The 19942-nt window shown below is 40.3% G+C and carries 18 protein-coding genes; 3 read left to right on the top strand and 15 right to left on the bottom strand.

Going from position 1 to position 19942, the window contains the following annotated elements:
• Nucleotides 1-221: 221 nt before the first annotated feature.
• From NST66_RS04450 to NST66_RS04425, 6 genes are all read right to left on the bottom strand, one after another.
• A complete protein-coding gene (locus tag NST66_RS04450) occupies nucleotides 222-887 on the bottom strand; it encodes a cupin domain-containing protein (RefSeq protein ID WP_340843149.1) in 666 nt (221 codons plus the stop codon).
• Between the two features lie 110 nt (nucleotides 888-997).
• A complete protein-coding gene (locus NST66_RS04445; RefSeq protein WP_340843755.1) occupies nucleotides 998-2320 on the bottom strand; it encodes an MATE family efflux transporter in 1323 nt (440 codons plus the stop codon).
• Between the two features lie 62 nt (nucleotides 2321-2382).
• A complete protein-coding gene (locus tag NST66_RS04440; RefSeq protein ID WP_340843147.1) occupies nucleotides 2383-3516 on the bottom strand; it encodes a DUF2087 domain-containing protein in 1134 nt (377 codons plus the stop codon).
• 226 nt (nucleotides 3517-3742) lie between these two features.
• Nucleotides 3743-4201 (bottom strand): VOC family protein, encoded by a 459-nt coding sequence (locus tag NST66_RS04435; RefSeq protein ID WP_340843146.1) that lies wholly within the window; start codon nucleotides 4199-4201, stop codon nucleotides 3743-3745.
• A gap of 268 nt (nucleotides 4202-4469) precedes the next feature.
• Nucleotides 4470-5333: a GRP family sugar transporter gene (locus NST66_RS04430; RefSeq protein ID WP_014461163.1), complete on the bottom strand. Its 864-nt coding sequence runs from the start codon at nucleotides 5331-5333 to the stop codon at nucleotides 4470-4472.
• A 410-nt stretch (nucleotides 5334-5743) separates the two neighbouring features.
• Entirely contained in the window at nucleotides 5744-6721 is a 978-nt protein-coding gene (locus NST66_RS04425; RefSeq protein ID WP_340843145.1) for a carbohydrate kinase family protein, read from the bottom strand.
• Nucleotides 6722-7176: 455 nt separating this feature from the next.
• On the opposite strand from NST66_RS04425, the gene NST66_RS04420 reads away from it, so the two are divergent.
• On the top strand, nucleotides 7177-7503 hold the full coding sequence (locus NST66_RS04420; protein WP_340843144.1) for a cyclic-phosphate processing receiver domain-containing protein: 327 nt from the start codon (nucleotides 7177-7179) through the stop codon (nucleotides 7501-7503).
• A gap of 217 nt (nucleotides 7504-7720) precedes the next feature.
• On the opposite strand, the gene NST66_RS04415 is transcribed toward NST66_RS04420, so the two are convergent.
• The 5 genes from NST66_RS04415 to NST66_RS04395 form a co-directional block, all read right to left on the bottom strand.
• Nucleotides 7721-8557, bottom strand: a complete 837-nt coding sequence (locus NST66_RS04415) for a formate/nitrite transporter family protein (RefSeq protein WP_340843143.1) — start codon at nucleotides 8555-8557, stop codon at nucleotides 7721-7723.
• 24 nt (nucleotides 8558-8581) lie between these two features.
• Nucleotides 8582-9352, bottom strand: a complete 771-nt coding sequence (gene cobA, locus NST66_RS04410; RefSeq protein WP_340843142.1) for a uroporphyrinogen-III C-methyltransferase — start codon at nucleotides 9350-9352, stop codon at nucleotides 8582-8584.
• Between the two features lie 71 nt (nucleotides 9353-9423).
• On the bottom strand, nucleotides 9424-9750 hold the full coding sequence (gene nirD / locus NST66_RS04405) for a nitrite reductase small subunit NirD (RefSeq protein WP_340843141.1): 327 nt from the start codon (nucleotides 9748-9750) through the stop codon (nucleotides 9424-9426).
• 18 nt (nucleotides 9751-9768) lie between these two features.
• Nucleotides 9769-12183, bottom strand: coding sequence for a nitrite reductase large subunit NirB (nirB, locus tag NST66_RS04400; RefSeq protein ID WP_340843140.1), 2415 nt, complete (start codon nucleotides 12181-12183; stop codon nucleotides 9769-9771).
• 607 nt (nucleotides 12184-12790) lie between these two features.
• Entirely contained in the window at nucleotides 12791-13537 is a 747-nt protein-coding gene (locus NST66_RS04395; protein ID WP_340843139.1) for an SGNH/GDSL hydrolase family protein, read from the bottom strand.
• Nucleotides 13538-14001: 464 nt separating this feature from the next.
• Between NST66_RS04395 and NST66_RS04390 the strand changes: the two genes are divergently transcribed.
• Nucleotides 14002-14493, top strand: coding sequence for a sigma-70 family RNA polymerase sigma factor (locus tag NST66_RS04390; protein WP_098433576.1), 492 nt, complete (start codon nucleotides 14002-14004; stop codon nucleotides 14491-14493).
• A gap of 101 nt (nucleotides 14494-14594) precedes the next feature.
• On the opposite strand, the gene NST66_RS04385 is transcribed toward NST66_RS04390, so the two are convergent.
• The 4 genes from NST66_RS04385 to garR form a co-directional block, all read right to left on the bottom strand.
• The gene (locus tag NST66_RS04385; protein WP_098627383.1) at nucleotides 14595-15074 is read right to left on the bottom strand and encodes a competence protein ComK; all 480 of its coding nucleotides are present in this window, start codon (nucleotides 15072-15074) and stop codon (nucleotides 14595-14597) included.
• Nucleotides 15075-15213: 139 nt separating this feature from the next.
• Nucleotides 15214-16572, bottom strand: coding sequence for a GntT/GntP/DsdX family permease (locus tag NST66_RS04380; protein ID WP_340843138.1), 1359 nt, complete (start codon nucleotides 16570-16572; stop codon nucleotides 15214-15216).
• Nucleotides 16573-16678: 106 nt separating this feature from the next.
• The gene (locus NST66_RS04375) at nucleotides 16679-18118 is read right to left on the bottom strand and encodes a four-carbon acid sugar kinase family protein (protein ID WP_340843137.1); all 1440 of its coding nucleotides are present in this window, start codon (nucleotides 18116-18118) and stop codon (nucleotides 16679-16681) included.
• A complete protein-coding gene (gene garR / locus NST66_RS04370) occupies nucleotides 18115-19017 on the bottom strand; it encodes a 2-hydroxy-3-oxopropionate reductase (protein ID WP_340843136.1) in 903 nt (300 codons plus the stop codon). The genes NST66_RS04375 and garR overlap by 4 nt, the downstream gene beginning before the upstream one ends.
• A 293-nt stretch (nucleotides 19018-19310) precedes the next feature.
• On the opposite strand from garR, the gene NST66_RS04365 reads away from it, so the two are divergent.
• The gene (locus NST66_RS04365) at nucleotides 19311-19937 is read left to right on the top strand and encodes a GntR family transcriptional regulator (protein WP_340843135.1); all 627 of its coding nucleotides are present in this window, start codon (nucleotides 19311-19313) and stop codon (nucleotides 19935-19937) included.
• The last annotated feature ends 5 nt before the right edge of the window (nucleotides 19938-19942 follow it).

Raw genomic sequence — 19942 nt, 5'->3', positions numbered from 1 at the left:
CTACTGGTAATTCTGGTTAAGTAAACTAGGTTTGCTTATTATATGCATAGTCAAACCTAGTCATATAGGAGATTACTCGAAGATACCATAATCGTGATGTTTCTTACCTATGATAAATCATAGGTTTGTTTACTTGATTTCTTGAGCCATTTGATTTGGCTCGGAGGGAAAAAAGGTATAGAGGTAAGGCAGAATTTCCGTTAAACTCATTAAAAAAACCCTTACACGTCTTGCTCTTCTTCAGAAGGCAGTATCTTCTCATTAATTTTGACGATGATCTGCTCCTCACTTCCATTTCTTTTATACTCACTTACTTGATTCATCTCATAAAATTTCTTATTGTCAGGCGGTCCAATCACAACCGTATCGGTAATCGGAGCGACGGCTTCTGCTACTTCATTTGCGCTTACTCCGTATGCTTTTTGAAACACGATCGGAGGGGTTAAACGCAGCACGTCGGATCCTTCTGTAGACTCAAATTGATCATTGTTAAAAAAGAGATGCAGATGCGCTTCTTCCGATAGCGGTTCGATCCAATGCCACCAGCCCATCGGTATAAAAACAACTTCGCCTTCTTTTATTCGATAATTGTGCATGCTGCTTGTATCAGGGTCCAAGATAGACACCTGCACTTCACCTGAAACGACGACATCTAATTCCCACGCATTTGGATGCCAGTGCGGTTCTCTCATATGCCCTTTCGTCATATATAAATCAACAAAAGCACCTCCGAGCATTGCCGGCAGCTGAGTTGAGGTTAGTTGATACGCTATATTTTGGTCGTTTCGTTTGAACAGGACATTTTGCTTATAGTTCACTGACAGATTAGGCGTTCCTGAGCTTTTTTTGATATTTGAATTATCCGGTACAAATCCAGATTTACTCATAGTGTCATACCCTCTTTTCATTAAAAAGTTATATGCACTATCCTATTAAAACTCTTTGCTAAGGGTGTTTTAATTAGAAAAAATAAAAAACGAGCGTTTCCGCTCGTTTTTTATCCGACAAGACGTTCAATTTTCTTTTTCTTCCATACAAATTGATAATAGCTGTACTGCAGGATTAAGCTGACAACAAACGCCGCTGGATATCCAATCCAAATCCCTTTGATTTCAAGAGACGTGAACTGCGATAACACGTAGGCTACGGGTACTTCCACACACCAAATCGCCATAATGCTAAATACCGTAGGCCAAAGCACTGTACCGCTTGCTCGCATCGTAGCAGTAATAATTTGCGCATGACCGAAAATCAAATAGCTCCAAAGCGTTATCACTAACAGCTCTTCGGCAATATGGAGCGTATGCTGACTTGTTAAAAACAGTGCTAAAATTTGATTAGAAAAGAGATAAATAAGTAAAATCAATACGCTGCCAATGACGTAATTCAGCATAATTCCAGAGCGAATCACTTCTTTTAAACGCTCAAATTTATTGGCACCAATCGACTGCGCGGCAAAAATAGAAACCGCAATTCCTAAGCTGATTGCCGGCATTTGTACATAGCTTGCTACTTGGTTCACTGCTCCGTACGCTGCTGTAGCGTCTGAGCCAAATCCGTTTACGAACGTAATAACCGCAATTTCAGAAAGAGAAACTAAAATCATATTGATACTCGCGGGAATCCCTAAACGCATAAGCAGCTTTAACAGCGTTCCGTCCATTTTTAATGAAATAGAGGAATCAAACTTTAGCGGATGATTTTTCTTGCGTAAATAAACAATCATAATAATGAACGTTAATACGGTTGAAAACACCGTTGCGTACGCAGCGCCGTACACGCCAAGCTTCGGCACTCCGATCCATCCAAAAATTAAAATCGGAAGAAAAATGAGGTTTAAGACCGTACTCACAACTAAAAAGTAAAAAGGCGTTTTAGAGTCTCCGGTTCCGCGCATAAACGTCGTATAAACAAAGTATAAAAACAAAACAGGAATCGCCACAAACAAAATGCGCGCATAGTGAACCGTTACGTCAATAATATTAGCCGGCGTTCCCATAATCCGAAGAATCTCCGGGGCAAATATGCTTCCCAAAACAGCAAGCACAATTCCGACTAAAAAGGTAAACGTGAGCGTGGTACCGATAATTTCTTTCACTCGTTTTTCATTTTGTGCCCCGTACGCTTGCCCGATTAAAATGGAACTTCCTGACCCAATTCCAATCGAAAACGACACGAGCAGAAAAAACAGAGGAAAAAACGCGGAAATAGCGGCTAACGCATCAACGCCAAGCGCTCTTCCGACAATAATACTTCCCGCCAGCTGACCAACGGACTGCATGGCATTACTTAACATGAGCGGAATCAAAAACACAAGCATCAGCTTACTGACGGATTTTTCTGATTCCACTACTTCACTTTTCACATCTTGATTCTTCACACCTATTTCTCCTTTGTATCAGCTTTCGGCGAATGATAGCCTTTTTCGCCGTAAGGCTGCAGCTTCTCTAACCATTTCGCTTCTAGTTTTAGCAAATCCTTTTTTGAAAGTGCTTTTTCTTCTTCTCTTTTAATCGTTTCCAGCATCTCAATTGAAAAAGCATCCGCACCATACGTATTCCACTCATCTTGAAGCTCTTTATTTTGATGAGTGTTCGTCTTTAACGTGAACTTTACGCCGTTTAACGTTTTGATGTTAGGCGTAGAGCCAATATAAATCTTATCGTTGTGAAGGTTTTTAATTTGATACACGCCGCCTTCTGTTTTTACTTCTTTCGCTAGCTGCTTCATTTGTTTTTTGTAGTCTTTTGAGTCCATACTCATCTCTGTCTCTCCTTTTCTCCAGTAGCTGCTTCCGTCTGCGCTGCGCTCTAAGAAACCGTACTCAATTAAATAGCGTCGCAGCACCGCATAATCGTCATAAAAAGGTGTTAACCTATCATTTACTTCTTTTTCGGTATACGTTGCGCCAAACTCAAAATGCCCGCTTAATTCTTCAAGAACAACAAGACGGTGTTTTTCTTGCAAATGAAAAGTACGAAGCGGTCCGTTTAAACCTTGAGGAAAATTCTTCGCTAAAATTTTTTCACGCTCTTCATCACTGACGCTGTAGCGCTGACTTCTTCTAGGCGCCGTATTTGTTACGGGTACCGCCTTCTCTTCTTCCCCGTCGTTTAACAGTTCCATCAGCGTTAAAAACACTTTTGCCTGACGCTCTTTTTTCTTTAAGGTAAAGCGGTGATTCCGAATGGTGGATGAACTGCCGATTCCCATTTCTTTTTGAATATCACTATCACTTTTTCCTTCTTTAAAAAACTTCACTAAATTTTTTTGATGATCAGAAAGACCCGTTACTTCTTTATCTAGCCCTATTAAATGATGAAACACAGACCCGTGCTGCTGTTCCACATGAAGCTTCATATAGCGTTTTGCTTCATAAAAAACTCCTTCCACCGGATAAATAATGCCTTTTTCAATGCTTTCACCGCACAGTAAGCAGTGGTAGTGATCTTCGCTTTCCCCGTATCCTTTTTTCATCTCTTCAAAAGATGATTCCCAAAACAAATCGTTTACCATATAAATAGACACCTTTCTATTTTGTTTATTAATTTATAAACAAATATATTATATGTTTATAAATATGTCAATTGTACGTTTATGATACATAAAAAGATGGAGACATAACGAAATGACTCCAATCAACTGCTAGAAGGAACAAAACAGACCAAACCTACGTTAACCATAACAAAAAAAACGAACCGCTAATCAAACACTTTGATCAATGGTTCGTTTTTCACTTGAGCTAAAATAATTTCGTTCCAGTCTCTTTGTTCCATTCACTTAAATAAGGAAAATCCTTAGATATAACGGGCTTATCATTCAAAAGCGTAATCAACTCCAAGCCGTTGCCGTCAGGGTCATTAAAATACACGCACGCCGCTGGCATCCACGTATGAACAATCGGCTCTGTTTGCGGCTTTCCAAACGACGTTTCTTCCGGTTCAATACCTTTTGAACGCAGCCACGTTAACGCTTCATGAATATCTGCGGCTTCAATTCCAAAAGCAAAGTGACTTCTTTTCAACTCTTTTTCGTCTGTTTCCCAAAGACCAAGCATTTGCTTTTGTTCCCCAACAAAGAAAAAAGCACAGCGCCGCTCTTCAATTTTATGAACAAACGTCAGCCCAAGATGTCTATAAAACTCAATCGAATCCTCCAAACTCCGAACCTGTACATGCGTCTCATAAATACTCTTAATCATAGCCTCTCCCCCATCCTTTCCTACTACTATAAGCCATTTCACACCAAACAGCTTCCTAACAAAGAATGAAAAACAATCATACTTAAGAACGAGAAACACTCACACAAACGTACAGCTTGGAAATCTCCAAGAGCACTATGGATTTGACTTTGAATTTGACTTTAACTAAGGTTTTGAGGCTACCCCGCAAGGGGTGCCTCAAAACCTTAGGTCTAGAAAAACCCCCATGGCTGCACTCTAGCCATGGGGGTTTTTCTACATCGATATATTAAGCGTGGGCTTTTGCGAGGCCGATACAAATACCGCCTGAAATAATCAGCACACTCGCAAGAGATACATAAAATAATTGACGCTTTGTTTTCTTTTCTCCCAAGAAGACAATACCGCCAAAAATTGAAATAACGATACCCATTTGCGATAATGAAAAGCTTGTTGCTACGCCTAGTCTTGATTGAGATAAGAATAAGAACATGTTTCCAGATGCCCAGATTAGACCTGGTAAGATATTACGAATCGTATATTTGTTAAATGGCTTATGTTTGTATGTAATGATTAAACCGCCAATTAACATACCAATTGCTTGCGGGAATAGTGCTGCCCATGCGTCTACGTTGAAAATACGTGCGATAACTACGTAAACTAAGAATCCAAGACTTGAAATGATAAGAGTGATAACTCCTTTTTTCGTTTGTCCTGGAGTCCCTTGTGCTCCTTCTTTTTTACCGTCTAATGAAGAAAGCACAACGCCTGCTAGTATTAAAAGAATCGCAATAGATCCAAGCACAATCGTTTGAAGCGTTGACCATTCTTTAAATACAATAACACCAAAAAGAGCTGTTGATACTAATTGCATACCCGTTGAAATCGGCATTGACTTTGAAACGCCAAGGTATGGAACACTTTTAAACTGATTGCTTTGACCTACTGACCAGAACAAACCTGAAACAATTCCGACAATAACAAGAGTTGGTGTTAACACCGGCTGAACAATCATAAACTGAACAAATGAAAGAATCAAAGCTCCAATAATTGTTCCAAGCGTTTGACTGTAAGGTCCACCGCCCATCTTCATACTAACTAAAATCATGCTTCCCCACGCAACGGAAGGAAGAACACCTAGCAAAATATCCATCTTTCTCTTAACCTACTTTCCTATTTCTAATCTATGTACATCGTATGTAACGACCTGTTGCTTTTCTCTCATTAAGGGCAAAGAGCCAAGCACTTATACTCCCTTGAATATTCCCCAAAAGGTCTAGAAAATTTAATAGGATCGCTCTTTGATCCTATCAAATTTTCTACATCGATAAAAATATATAACGTTTTCATAAATAGTGGTAAAACTGCTACTTTTTGCTGCTCGTATTATACTAACACGAACATTTATTGTTTAGCTAGAAATTTTTTTGATTATTTTTTAAAAACAGAAAAAATTTTTTTCTTCTTGCTCCGCAGCCTGCTTCTCCCTCTTATGTAATCTGCAATCAGCAGAAACGGACGCCTCTGCTGATTGAAAATAAGAAGAGATAAAGCCTTTTCATTTTAGTTAGCTACAGGCTTACAAAATTGCTCTACTACTTCTTTAGCTGGAATTGAACTGATCGCACCTTTTCCAGTTGTCGTTAAGGCACCGCTTGCATTTGCAAAGCGCAAAATAGCGTCGTGGTCAGAGTCAAGAATAGCCGTTAAGTTTTCTTGTGACACATCGCGGCTTAATAGCTGATAAAGGAATCCGCCAATAAACGCATCTCCTGCACCTGTTGTATCAACAACCGCTACTTTGTAACCGTTTGATTCATAGACAGCTTCTTTTGTATAAAGCGTTGCGCCTTCTGCACCTTTTGTGAACACCACTACTTGAACGTCACCTGTAAATAGAGACTGAATCGCTTGCTGTTCATCTTCAATGCCTGTGATAAACGCTAGCTCGTCGTCTGAAATTTTGACAATGTGCGCTTGAGGAATAAATTCTAAAATCGTTTGACGGCATAGCTCATGGTCTTTCCACAGTGGAAGACGTACATTTGGATCAAAGCTGATAACTCCGCCTTTTTCTTTCATGCTTTTAATCGCTTTCATATGAGCGTATTTCATAGGACTTTTAACTAAATCAACCGAACAGAAATGAAGAAGATCGTTGCTTGCAAACCAATCAGGGTTAATTTCGTCTTCCGTTAACAATAAATCTGCTGAAGGATTACGATAGAAGCTGAAATCTCTTTCTCCGTCTTCACGCAGGGAAACGAAAGCTAAGGCTGTGTTTGCTTCTTCTGTACGATAGACCATATCAGTACCTACTCCTACTTCACGAAGCGTATCTACTAGAAAGTCTCCAAACGCATCTTCTCCAACTTTTGTAATAAGCGCTGACTCATTACCGTATGTAGCAACAACTGCTGCAACGTTTGCCGGCGCTCCGCCTGGCACACGCGTAAACGATTCCACTTCTTTCAATTGAAGACCCTTTTGAGCTGGAATCATATCAATTAATACTTCACCGATACTAAATAACTTACCCATTCTATTCACCTTACTTTTCTTTTTTGTCATATTGTCATACTATGTTCCAAAAAATCCTTAAATCAAATTATACGTCCCAAACATCTTTTTCGTAAAGAGAAATTTCCAATTTATTTTAAAAAAATCGCAAATTATCGTTTTTTTCTCACAATCTTTTATTCATTAAACCTTTTCCATCCCTTGTCAAATCTGGGATTTAAATGACCTTGTTAAACAAAGATCACAGAATAAAAAAAGTTAATTTCCAGTTTAAACTGTCTCTCTATTGATTTTTCGTTCGACATCTCTTTCCTTATTTCCTGTTTATTCGCCGTGAATATGCAAATAATGATAAAAATTCGTGTTTTTACCCCTATTTAAGAAGGAATAGCTTAAAACGTGTCGAATAGACTTAGGTAGGTATATGACATTATGTATGTTACACTAAATACAAGGCAAGGAAGGGAGAATCAGTCATGAAAATCAATGTTTTTCTAGACGACTATCGCAAGTGCCCTGACGGTCATGTTTTAGCCGAAACGATTGACGAATGTATTGATCTGCTAAGATCATTCGAGGTTGAACATTTGTCACTCGATCACGATTTACTCAGCAAGACACGGAATGGACTAATGCTCGTGCATTTTATGGTAAAACACCATTTATATGCCGATCGAATCACGATTCACTCCGCTAATCATTTAGGCAGCAAAGCAATGTACAACTGCTTTAAAGATGCTCAAAAAGAGCATAAAATGCCAAACAACATTAAAATTCTAAGATGCCCTCTGCCTCTTCGATGATATCTGCACCCTCACACATTCATTTCAACAGAATCTGTCCGGATTCAATTCTCACAGACTTCCTGTTTCTATAAAATGAAGAAGAATACTGCTTGTTCGATACGTATAGATGTGAATACGCTTTAAGCAGTTTATATTATATAGAAGAAAACCGCTCTAAAATACCGTGATGATAGCTTTAAAAGCAGACTATATGGTACAAAGAGCGGTTTTTTTGCTATTTAGACAGTTTAGCAGAATCCAAGTCAGCTGAGAGAGAAGCCGGCTGCTTTTTAGCTTCTTTTAGCTGCCTAGCGTTCACAAACCAGTAGAGGCTTCCTACAAACACTCCTCCCCCTATGATATTTCCGAGCGTAACAGGAATTAAATTATGAAATAGTCCAGCAGCCGAAATCGTATCTGGATGCGGAAGCAGTAAAGCCAGGCCAAGAAACGTCATATTTGCCACGCTGTGCTCGTATCCTGAAGCAACAAATGCAAACAGCATCCAAAAAATAAGCATGATTTTTGCCGCATCGCTTTTAGTGCGCGAAGCCGTCCAAATCGCAAGACAAACAAGCCAGTTACAAAGGATGCCGCGAAAAAACAATTCACTAACCGGCAAATTCATTTTTTTAGCTGCCAGCGTCATGAGTAAATGGTTCGGTTCAATTCCTTTAAACAAACCGGTTCCGGTAATTAACAAACAAAGCCCAAACGCTCCTATCGCATTTCCGATAAAACACCACGTCCAGTTTTTGAACGTATCTTTCCATGTGGTGACTCCTGATAGCCTACTGACCGTATAAACCATATGATTCCCCGTAAACAATTCAGCTCCTGCAAATACAACAAGCAGGAGAGCAACAGCAAATGATAACCCCATCACAAGAGAAACGACCGGTAAAGAAGCAGAAGCTAAAGGCCCTCCTACCGATAGAGCTAATATAACGCCAAGTCCTACGTAAGCACCCGCTAGCACGGCTAAAAGCAAATAACTCGGCAAATGATCATTCACAAGCTTCGTTTTTTCACGGGCTAACTCATTCATTAACTGCAGTGAATTCTTAAGCAAAAGCGCTTCCTCCTTTTATTCATCTTAGACGCATACTTTTTCTTCTGTTTTTTCCAAAAACCAAGAAAGAGCAGAAGCTTGCTTCACCACTTCACCAATCACAATCATCGCGGGATTACTCACTTGCTGTTCAGTAGCCGTATCTACGATTGTACCAAGAGTGCCTGTAACCGTGCGCTGATAAAGCGACGTCCCTTGCTCAATAAGAGCGACCGGCGTACCTGCGCTTTTTCCCGCGTCTAAAAGCTGACGGCAAATATACGGTAAGTTTTTAACGCCCATATAAATCGCAAGCGTATCAACTCCTTTTGCTAAATGCTCCCAGCGAATACTTTCCGGCTTGCCGCTCAAGCAGTGTCCCGTCACAACAGCAAACGAACGGCTCAGCTCACGATGGGTCACAGGAATTCCAGCATAGGCCGGTGCCGCGATGCCTGCTGTAATACCTGGAACGACTTCAAATGGAATTCCATTTTGAACGAGCACTTCTGCTTCTTCCCCGCCTCTTCCGAAAATAAACGGATCTCCGCCTTTTAACCGCACGACGATATTTCCTTTTCTTGCGTAGAATACAAGTAAATCATGAATATCCTCTTGAGAAACGCAGTGATCACCGGGCTTTTTCCCGCAGTAGACGAGTTCCGTTCCTTCTTTTGCATACTGAAGAAGAACAGGGTTCACTAATCGGTCATATAAAATAACGTCTGCTTTTTCTAAACATTTGGCTGCTTTTATCGTTAGCAAATCTGGATCTCCTGGTCCGGCTCCTACAATGTACACTTTTCCTGTTCTCATTTTTGCTTCGCTCCTTTTAGTGTGTCCCCTTGAATTTTTGTGGCGCGTTGAAAGTCAACGCGCCACGGTACTTATTCTTCAATTAAAAGATATAGTAAATCTCCTTCAACAGACGCTTCGTACGCGTCTACACAGCCACTGTCAGGGTCTTGCACGTTTCCGTCATGCAAGCAAATTTTCCAGTCGTGCATCGGACAGAACACCGAGTCGCCGCTCACGATCCCTTCACTTAGTACCCCACCTTTATGCGGGCAGCGATTTTCAATTGCCCGGATTTTTCCGCTTGATAGCTTAAACACCGCAATTTCTTTTCCGTTTGCTTTCACTGTTTTACCCAGGCTTACCGGAAAATCATGAATAGACCCTACGCATACTTTTGTAATGTTTTTATTCACCATCTTTATTTCCCCCCAGCATTATGATGTGACAACTGTTTCAAACAGCTCTTTTTTCGTTTTTTTGCTTTCGACGATTTCTTTCCAAGGATCACGGTACGTAGATAACGCTTCGTCCATACGCATATTCAGCTCTCTTCTTGTCTCCGCGTCATCAAGCACGGACTGAATGTGCGAAAGTCCCATGCGCTCAATCCATGCAGACGTACGCTCTAAGTAATTAGCCGTTTCTCGGTAATACTGTAAATAAGCTCCTGTGATGTCCATCAATTCTTCGTCTGTTTTTACTTTATACAACAAATCTCCGCCGCGAAGATGCGTACCTCCATTTCCGCCCACGTAAATTTCCCAGCCGCCGTCAATTCCAATGAAGCCAATATCTTTAATACCTGACTCAGCACAGCTTCTTGGACAAGCAGATACAGCCATTTTCACTTTATGAGGCGTCCATAATCCTTCAAATTTTTTCTCAAGCGCAATTCCAACGCTCATTGAATCCTGCGTGCCAAAACGGCAAAACTGTTCGCCGACGCATGTTTTCACCGTTCGCAGCGACTTACCGTACGCGTAGCCAGAAGGCATATCTAACTCTTCCCATACGCTAGGCAAATCTTCTTTTTTAACACCAAACAAATCAAGACGCTGACCACCCGTCACTTTTACGAGCGGAATTTCATATTTATCAACAACATCTGCAATTTTTCGTAAATCTTCTGCGTTTGTGACGCCTCCGTACATGCGAGGAACAACAGAATACGTGCCGTCTTTTTGAATATTGGCGTGCATGCGTTCATTCACAAATCGTGATTCTCGTTCATCAACGTATCCGGTTGGATTCACCATACCTAAATAATAGTTTAGCGCCGGACGGCATTTCGAACAGCCTTCTTCATTGTTCCATTCAAGTACATTCATCACTTCACGCGTATGCGAAAGTCCTTTTGCTTTGATTTCTTCGACAACTTCATCTCGTGAAAGAGTCGTACAGCCGCAAATCGCTTCTTTTTGAGCCGCTGCGTCAAAGTCAGCGCCAAGCGTATGCTGAAGCACTTCCGCTACAAGCGGTTTACATCCGCCACAAGAACGAGAGGCACTTGTACAAGCTTTGATTTCATCAACCGATGAGCATCCTTGTTTTTGGATAGCTTCCACAATCGTACCTTTTGTGACGCCGTTACAGCCGCAAATAATATCATCCGCGCTCATGCTTGCTACTAAGCTTTCACCCGCGTTACCGCCAGATGGCTGTAAAATCGACACTTTTGCTACATCAGATACATCTTCTTGCTTTTGAATCATTGAAAACAGTCGATTTCCGTCGCTGCTGTCTCCAAAAAGAACGGCTCCTACGATTTGATTGCCTCGCAAAACAAGCTTTTTATAAATGCCGTCTTGTTCATCGAACACTTTGATTGCTTTTTTCTCTTCATCTTCCGTGAAGTCTCCTGCCGAGAACACTTCAACACCTGATACTTTTAGCTGCGTTGATAAAACCGATCCTTCATAAGGCACTTTTTCTGCCCCGCAAATTGCTTTTGCTAATGCTTTTCCTTGTTCATACAAAGGTGCCACTAATCCGTATACCATTCCTCTATGCTCTGCACATTCTCCAACCGCGTAGATGTTTGGAATATCCGTTTGCATATAGTCATTCACAACAATTCCTCGGTTTACGTCAAGTCCCGCTTCTTTTGCAAGCTGGACATTTGGCTTAATTCCAACGGCCATCACGACTAAATCAGCGTCTAAAAACGTCCCGTCTTTAAAAGATAATCCTTCAACTCGCTCATCGCCGACGATTTCCGCCGTTTGTTTTTCAAGCAAAAACTTCATGCCTTGTTTTTCTAATTCGTTTTGAAGCAATTTGCCGGCTGTTGGATCGAGCTGACGTTCCATTAAATACGGAGCTAAATGAATCACAGATACATCCATCCCTAGATTTAACAGCCCGCGCGCCGCTTCTAATCCAAGCAGTCCGCCTCCAATAACCGCTGCTTTTTTATACTGCTGAGAAGCCTGCAGCATTTCATCCGTGTCTTTTATATCTCGAAAAGCCGTAACTCCTTTTTTATCAGACCCTGGAATCGGAAGAATAAAAGGAAGAGAGCCCGTTGCTAAAATTAATTCATCATATGATTCTACTCTGCCGCTGTTTGTCGCTACTTCTTTTTTTACTGAATCGATACTAGTAACCGTTTCGCCCGTATACAATGTAATATTGTTTTCTTGATACCAGTTCCAATCGTTTAACGTAATGTCTTCAACATTCGTATCTCCTTGCAGCACTTTTGACAGTAAAATACGATTATAGTTCGGATGCGGCTCGCTTCCGAAAATCGTAATTTCAAACGCTTCGCTTGAAACCTTCAATACTTCTTCAATCGCTCGAACTCCAGCCATTCCATTTCCAATCAATACGAGTTTCTTTTTTTGCATCTTCCATTCCTCCCCTGGCATCTATACCTGCTTGTTTCAAAGATATATTTTCTATGCATCTTTAAAGATATATTTAAGATATATGAATTTTCTGAATCGTTCAACTTATGTGTTAGGTTATCTAACACTATTATGGTATGTATGCGATTTCATTGCTTTAACAGCAAGCAAAAAAAATAAGTGCTCTAATTACGTTTTAATTTGGATCATCCTTTTCATTTTATTTTGTGATGTTTTTCACAACATTAACTTAGCAAGAATAAATAACCTGAGCTATGATAAAAATCACTTCTAAATGTGATAAGTCAAAAATAAAAATCTCAAAAATTCTTTATAAAGAATTTTTTAAACAAACCGTTCTTTATAGTATTTACTATCACTCTCTTATTCTTTATAATGAAATATATATACCTTTATAAAGAACAGAACGGAGAATCAGAATGCCACTCATAAACGTTAAGAAATTTTGGACTCCTTTAGAGATTTTTGGCGTTAAGCTTTATAAGTGTAGAAATAAACAAAATTATTACTATAAAACGAGGAAAAGTCATAATCTAATAAAATTATAAAAGACAAGCTCTATTTCAAAAGAAATAGAGCTTGTCTTTTATTCTCCTGTAAACCAATTCACAACATACTCTCCCCACACTTCATTTCCTTTTTTCGTTAAATTACCGCTATCTTTATTTATATACTCTCCTAAATGAAACGGCCAAATGAGCGAGTGATTCATATAATATACCCAGTTTGCTTCAGAGACTCCCCTGATTGCTTCTACCCCTTCTTCATAGGACTCCGTTTGTGAAATATATGGCTGTGACGGCTGAATCATAAGGGTTTTTTTCAAGTCTTTAAGCTGATGAATCAGCTTGTCTGTATTTTCAAGCGTCTCATCTAGCGTAAGGTGCTGATAATCATTTTTAAGAGGTGCTTCAAACAGAATAATGTTTGGCTGAAGTTGATTAATTTGATCGGCAATATGTGAGGATAAAAGCTCATCCGTTGTTTGGCTGCCGTATGAAAGGGTTTTAACCGTAAATACATCACTTCCATATGTAGCTGCTAGCTCTTTTTTTAACTGTTGAGGCCACCCTGCTTCCTTCGCGGATGTGGCAAGCACAAGAGTCAGAGGCTTTTTATTTGCGATAGATGACTCAATTTGTTTTGTAATAAAGTCTGGAAGATTTTTTGTATAAGCAGATACATCGGAAAACTGTTTTTCTTTATGTACAACAGCAGCTTTTACTTCACTTGCCTGCGCTTCATTTTGATCCTGCCAGTGCTGCGTCCCCGCATACATCACCGCCCCGCACAAAACAGCCGCCGCCACATTTACCCCAACCATCGCCTTCATTCAATCTCCCCTTTACCCACTTTTTAAAAACCAACTATATTCTGCCCACCCAACTTACATTCAATAGAAAACACAAAAGGACAACCACAAAAATACTTCACTGAATTTGCCCAAAAAGGTTCACCTATGCGGCAGGCACAAACCCGCAAGGGAGGGTGACTGCCGCTTAGGTCTAGCAACTCTACCATCACCGCTCTTCCGTGATGGTAGAGTTGCTACATCGATATATAAATAGTATAGATTAGTAGAAATTGGAATGGGGGACCTTTCGTACGTAAAATCTCTACAAATACACGTATACTTCGCATATTTCCTAGCGAAACGTGAAGTTTCCGGGGAAATTACGTCACGTTTCTTAAAAAGAAAACATAATGTATGCTCATTCGCGCATGTGATCTTCTCCTTGTACAGTAGAGATACCGGCGGAATACAGCAAAAACGCGTTTTTGAAAAAGGACTGCTACATGCAAAAAAGCTCGTTTGATCAAATTGCTTCATCTTTTCATCCATTAATTGTGTCGATGATTAAAAAATTTCACATTTACAAAGACTACGACGAATATTATCAAATTGCGTTAATTGGTTTGTGGAGAGCGTATCAAAAATTTGACGAAAGCAAAGGATCTTTTTCTGCTTATGCCTACACAACCGTGCGCGGTACGATCCTTTCTCATTTAAAAGGCACCATTTTATACGAAGAACGTGAAACACCGGCTGAGCAAAACCTGCTTTCACTGAACGAAGATCCCGCTCTTCCCGTTCCGCTAGAAAGTGAAATCATCAAGCAGCATATCGAACACTTAACGGGAAGAGAAAAAATCTATGTACTCGAACATCTGCTAGAAGGCTACTCTTATAAAGATATTGCCTACAAATACGGAGTCTCCACGGGAGCCGTTAAAAACTGGGGAAAAGCAGCTCGCAAAAAGCTAAAGGCCTCGCTTCTTCAAGAGTAAGAAAAGGAGGAAGCTTATGATAAGCTTCCTCCTTCGGTTCATATGTGTAGTCCAAACGATTGTTCATATGTAGGACAAGTTTATTCGATAAATCGAACGCATTATGCCAAGACAACCGGACTTTCTAAACAATAATTACGAATAACAGCTGCTCTGGCCAGCTTTTTTTCTAAACTATAATAAGAAAGCTTAACTGGAATGAACGTTCCATCTTTAAAGTGAATTAGCATGGAGGTTGGATCAACTGTAGCAAGCGTGTGTGAAGTATGAACATGAGAGGCAAAAATCCAAGCGCAGCCATAGTCATTTGGCGAAGATGTCGGAAATGCAATGATGGCTTGTGAACGATTAATAACAAGCGGCGTAAGCTGTTTGTACGGAAACATTTTTCGAACGGCGGCAATAGACCCTTTAAACGTACTTAATTCTCGAATGCACGCTTCTTCTAATAATTGCTTACACGTCTTACTTAGCATGTATTCTCCTGCTTCATCTAGCACCTTCGTTCGGTGCACAGGATCATTCACTGGAATTAATGCTTTTGTCGTCAAACCAATTTGATACTTTTCATCATTTGTCATACATCTACCCCCTTTGCTACTTTATAACTATTCTATACTATCGAAACGGGAAAAATCTAGTCTTTTTTTCTCATTATTTGAAATATTTTGAATATATTTCAAATCCAAAGAAAAAAGCGCTGAAGCCAGCGCTTTTCTTTTAAATAAAAATGTCTAAAATAAGAACCATTGCAAACGCCGCAAATGATAGAATCGTTTCCATCACTGTCCACGTTTTTAACGTTTGAGCCACTGACATGTTGAAGAATTCTTTGATTAACCAGAAGCCAGAATCATTTACGTGCGATAGCATTACAGAACCTGCGCCTGTTGCCAGTACTAGCAGCTCTGGGCTTACGTTTGGCATGGTTGCTGCAATCGGTGCGACAATACCTGCTGCTGTTGTCATTGCTACTGTTGCTGAACCAACTGCTGCACGAATTAACCCTGCAATTACAAACGCTAGCACGATAGGAGAAAGATGTGCATCTTGAGCAAATCCCGCGATCGCGTCACCTACACCGCTTGCTGTTAAAATTTTATTAAAACCGCCGCCTGCACCAATGATTAGAATGATTGAAGCAACGGGTCCAAGACATTCGTTTGTGAATTTTAATAAATCGTCTTTGTTGTACCCTCTTGCAAAACCGAACGAATAAAAAGCAAACACTAGCGAAATTAACAGCGCAACGATTGGACTTCCGATAAAGTTTGTTACATAGCGAATCGTACTTGTTTCTGGATAAACAAACCCAGTGATCGTTGCTAAAAGCATTAATAGTACTGGAAGTAAAATGGTGAATAACGTAATGCCGAAACCAGGAAGATCTTTATGCTTCGACTCTGTGAACTGCTCCATAATTTCACCCGTTGGCTCTACGTGAACACGACGTGAAATGAACGATCCGTAAATAGGACCTGCCACTGCTGCAGCTGGGAAAGCCACAACTAATGAATACAAAATCGTTTTACCTAAATCTGCTTTGAAGATATCCACCGCTAGCATCGCTGCCGGATGCGGGGGTACTAAACTGTGAACAACGGCTAAGCCGGCAATTAATGATAAACCAATTTTAATAAGTGACGTACCCGTATGCTTGGCAATTACAAACACAAGTGGAATTAATAATACAACACCAACTTGGAAAAAGACTGGAATACCACAAATAACGGCTACAACCATCATTGCCCAGTGTACGTTCTTTTCACCGAATATTTTAATTAACGTGCGGGCAATACGCTCGGCTCCGCCTGACTCTGCCATCATTTTACCTAACATCGTTCCAAGACCAAGAACAATCGCGATAAATCCTAATACGCTCGCTACTCCTTCTTGGAAAGCCGTTACGATATCAGGCAGCTTCATTCCTGAAATAAGACCCATAAACAAAGCCGCAACAATTAGTGCTACGAACGGATTTGTTTTAAACTTAGCAATTAAAAAGATTAGTCCGACAATCGATACAATCGCATACAGCAAAAGACTTGCTTCATGACTTAATCCGAATACTGAATTCATATGTTCATCCCCTTAGTGTGACCATTTTTCATGCACGTACATCCAAATAATGTATACGCTTTCAAACATTTTCTAAAGTGAACGCACCTTGTACGTTCACTTCTGCTTATTTACTTAATAACTCAACCGTTTCACGAAGCGTTGTTTTGGCTCCGACGTTTCCAGGGAAAATGATATACGCAATGCCTGGAAACTTGCTTTCCTCTCCCGTTACCCATACCGGAATGCCCGGCTTGATTTGTCCAGCAACCGTCGCGCGCTTTACGGACAATCCGTTTACACCAATATCACTTGATGTAATGCCGCCTTTTGCGACTATAAAGTTTGGACGAACGTTTAAGCGGCGAACAATGCTTGTCACTGCATCTGAAATTTTCACCGATAGTTTAAGCTCCTCTTCTTTTTTTCCTTCACCAAGATCTAAGCGCTCGCGTCTTGTATACACAGCCACCGTTTGACCTTTAGAAATAAGCTTTTCTGCTTCATTGATAATACGATTCACTTCTTCTTCAAACTTTTCAGGTTCTAAGACAAGATGACAGTCAAATTCAATAAATTCAATGAAGCTGCATTTCTTTAATTCTTCTAACTGCTCCGTTGTTTTTTTAACGTGTGAACCAACCATAATTAATCCGCCGTTTGACGACTTCTCTTTAATGAGCTCTTCTTTTGTTAAAAGGTCTTTGTCGCTCACGCCGCCCATTACTTTTGTTAAAGCCGCAGCGCTTCGATACATAAAGTGCTTTCCAAGCTTCATCGCACGAAGAAGTGCAATCGTCACAACTTTTACGTCTACATAATCCACTGCGTTCACAACTACTTTGTTAAAGTCTTTCACTTCCATTAGCTGATTTGTGATCGTCACTAAATCAAGTGCGCGAATGCTCCCGAGCAAAATATACGTCGTATGACTTGCTTTGAATTTTCCTTCTGACTTTTCTTCTACCCACTCGCCTAAATGAGACTTACTGTAGCCAAACGTACGGTCTTTTGCAAATTCCGTTTCTCCTGCCGGCACTAAGTAGTCTTCATCTTGCACGTAGTGAATGTTATCAACTGTGAATCGTCCGCCTTCTTTAAAGAAAGGAAAAATCACTTCGCCGTCGAGGACTTGATTCGAGTGCTGTTCAACGGTTTTCTTTAATACTTCTGTTTCTAACGGGTAGTGACCGCGAAGAGTGGAATCACCTCTGCTGATAATTAAAAACTCTTTATCTACTTCAGCCGCTACCTCTGTAATAACAGCGGCAATGTCCGCGTGGGCTTTTTCCGTTTCAGAAGCGGTAAATCCGCGTGAATTTGTTAGAATAAAAAACATTGAATTTTCTTCTAAAAACCCTTGCTTGATGCTGTCTTTGCTCCAGTCTGTGTACACGGAAATACCGTTAACCGTTTGAACACCCGTTGGATCATCATCTAGGACAATGATTTTTTGATTAAACGTAAGAAGCTCTTCGTCGAGCATTTTTTGCACAAGTACTTCATCGACCGCTGGAATGTCTTTAAACACGTCGCTTACAAGACGTTTTTCATCTTGTTTAATCATGCTTCCACCTTCTTTTTCACTTCAACGTTTGCTAATTTTTCATAGTACTGCACAATTCCGCCGTGATCATCGCTTGCTTTTCCGTCTACTTTTAACGCGTGGAAAATTTCCACAAGCTGACTTGAAAGCGGAAGCGGTACGCCAATGTCATGAGCCGTTTCCATCACGTTTGTCATATCTTTTAAGTTAATATCAATGCGTCCTCCTGCTACAAAGTTGCGGTCTAAAATAAGCGGTACTTTTGCATCTAATACAGCGCTTCCTGCTAATCCGCTGCGAATCGCTTGATACATTTTTTCAACGTCAATGCCTGCTTTGGCTGCTAGTACAAGCGCTTCAGACATTGCTGCAATGTTTAAGTTCACAATCACTTGGTTCGCAAGCTTAGCCGTTACGCCGCTTCCGTTGTCTCCAACAAGCGTTATTTCTGCTCCCATCGCATGAAGAATAGGTGAAACGCTTTCAAAGATATGCTCATTTCCCCCGACCATAATCGCAAGCGTGCCGTCAATTGCTTTTGGCTCTCCGCCGCTAACCGGAGCGTCTAGCATGTGAATTCCTTTTTGTGCAAGTTCAGCGGCAATTTCTTTTGATGCTACCGGTGAAATGGAGCTCATATCGATGATAACGCTTCCTTCTTTTGCGCTATGAATTAACCCTTCTTCTCCAAGCACTACGCTTTTTACATGATGTGAAGCCGGAAGCATCGTGATCATCACGTCGCTGTTCACTGCAACTTCAGCAAGACTTTCTGCTCCAAATCCTCCTGCTGCTTTCACTTCTTCTACTGCTGCTTTATTAATATCGTAAACCGTTACCTCAAAGCCTGCTTTTAATAAATTGAGCGTCATCGGTTTTCCCATAATTCCAAGTCCAATAAATCCAACGCGTTTTGTCATTTTCGTTTCCTCCCCTTGTTGTATACGTTTTCAAATACGTTTTAAAAAATAATGTATACGTTAAAATATTTTTTGTATACATTTCTGATGATTTTGTATACACTCATCATATTCGCATTCTATTTATTTGTCTAGCCTTTTTTTAAATGAAATTTATTTCTAAAAGCGAAACTTTCCGTCCCACCTTTTCACAAGTTATAGTATGATTTGGGTATACGCGTACAAAATGATTAAAAATAAAGAGAGAAAGAGACGAGATTTTCTCGTGTCGAATGCTAGAGGTGAAGTAGAGTATGTTAAGAAATCAAGGTTCTCGTTCGTCTCATCACCCTTCTTATGAGATGATTCGAGATAAAATTTTAAACGGTGAGCTTGAAGGCGGTACAAAAATCGTCGAAGAAAAATTAGCGAGCGAGCTTGGATTCAGCCGAACGCCGATTCGTGATTCCATTAGACGCTTAGAATATGAAGGACTGATTGTTCGAAAAAAAGTGGTGTCGCCGACAGAAAAAGATTTACGCAACTTGTTTGAAGTGCGAATGCTGCTAGAAGGCTCAGCTTCTAAAGCTGCGGCAACTTTTTTGTCTGATAACGAATTAGAAGAGTTAAAGGAATGCGTAGACATCGGAAGAAACGGCTCGTTTGAAGACATTATGAGCGCGAATGAACGTTTTCACGCTATTATTGTGAATTCAAGCAACAATGACGTAATGATTAATATCATCGACCGCATGCAGTCCATCATTTACTTATTCCGTCATACCGTGGTGTTTTACAACCGCCCGTTTTTAATTGACGAACATGAAGACATTTATAACGCGATTAAAGAACGCAATGCTGAAAAAGCGGAAGCGTTAATGCAGGAACACCTTCAAAAAGACTTAGAGTTTTGCCTGCATTTGCTTCAAAGAAGACAATAAAAAAG

Origin of the sequence: Priestia sp. FSL W8-0524 (genome assembly GCF_038005965.1) — a bacterium.
GTDB lineage: Bacteria > Bacillota > Bacilli > Bacillales > Bacillaceae_H > Priestia > Priestia zanthoxyli.
This window is presented reverse-complemented; position numbering and strand designations above follow the sequence as displayed.

Coding starts and splice junctions, on each gene's coding strand:
- NST66_RS04450 (WP_340843149.1), bottom strand. CDS start 887: ATGAGTAAATCTGGATTTGTACCGGATAATTCAAATATCAAAAAAAGC.
- NST66_RS04445 (WP_340843755.1), bottom strand. CDS start 2,320: ATGCTTGTGTTTTTGATTCCGCTCATGTTAAGTAATGCCATGCAGTCC.
- NST66_RS04440 (WP_340843147.1), bottom strand. CDS start 3,516: ATGGTAAACGATTTGTTTTGGGAATCATCTTTTGAAGAGATGAAAAAA.
- NST66_RS04435 (WP_340843146.1), bottom strand. CDS start 4,201: ATGATTAAGAGTATTTATGAGACGCATGTACAGGTTCGGAGTTTGGAG.
- NST66_RS04430 (WP_014461163.1), bottom strand. CDS start 5,333: ATGGATATTTTGCTAGGTGTTCTTCCTTCCGTTGCGTGGGGAAGCATG.
- NST66_RS04425 (WP_340843145.1), bottom strand. CDS start 6,721: ATGGGTAAGTTATTTAGTATCGGTGAAGTATTAATTGATATGATTCCA.
- NST66_RS04420 (WP_340843144.1), top strand. CDS start 7,177: ATGAAAATCAATGTTTTTCTAGACGACTATCGCAAGTGCCCTGACGGT.
- cobA (WP_340843142.1), bottom strand. CDS start 9,352: ATGAGAACAGGAAAAGTGTACATTGTAGGAGCCGGACCAGGAGATCCA.
- nirD (WP_340843141.1), bottom strand. CDS start 9,750: ATGGTGAATAAAAACATTACAAAAGTATGCGTAGGGTCTATTCATGAT.
- nirB (WP_340843140.1), bottom strand. CDS start 12,183: ATGCAAAAAAAGAAACTCGTATTGATTGGAAATGGAATGGCTGGAGTT.
- NST66_RS04395 (WP_340843139.1), bottom strand. CDS start 13,537: ATGAAGGCGATGGTTGGGGTAAATGTGGCGGCGGCTGTTTTGTGCGGG.
- NST66_RS04390 (WP_098433576.1), top strand. CDS start 14,002: ATGCAAAAAAGCTCGTTTGATCAAATTGCTTCATCTTTTCATCCATTA.
- NST66_RS04385 (WP_098627383.1), bottom strand. CDS start 15,074: ATGACAAATGATGAAAAGTATCAAATTGGTTTGACGACAAAAGCATTA.
- NST66_RS04380 (WP_340843138.1), bottom strand. CDS start 16,572: ATGAATTCAGTATTCGGATTAAGTCATGAAGCAAGTCTTTTGCTGTAT.
- NST66_RS04375 (WP_340843137.1), bottom strand. CDS start 18,118: ATGATTAAACAAGATGAAAAACGTCTTGTAAGCGACGTGTTTAAAGAC.
- garR (WP_340843136.1), bottom strand. CDS start 19,017: ATGACAAAACGCGTTGGATTTATTGGACTTGGAATTATGGGAAAACCG.
- NST66_RS04365 (WP_340843135.1), top strand. CDS start 19,311: ATGTTAAGAAATCAAGGTTCTCGTTCGTCTCATCACCCTTCTTATGAG.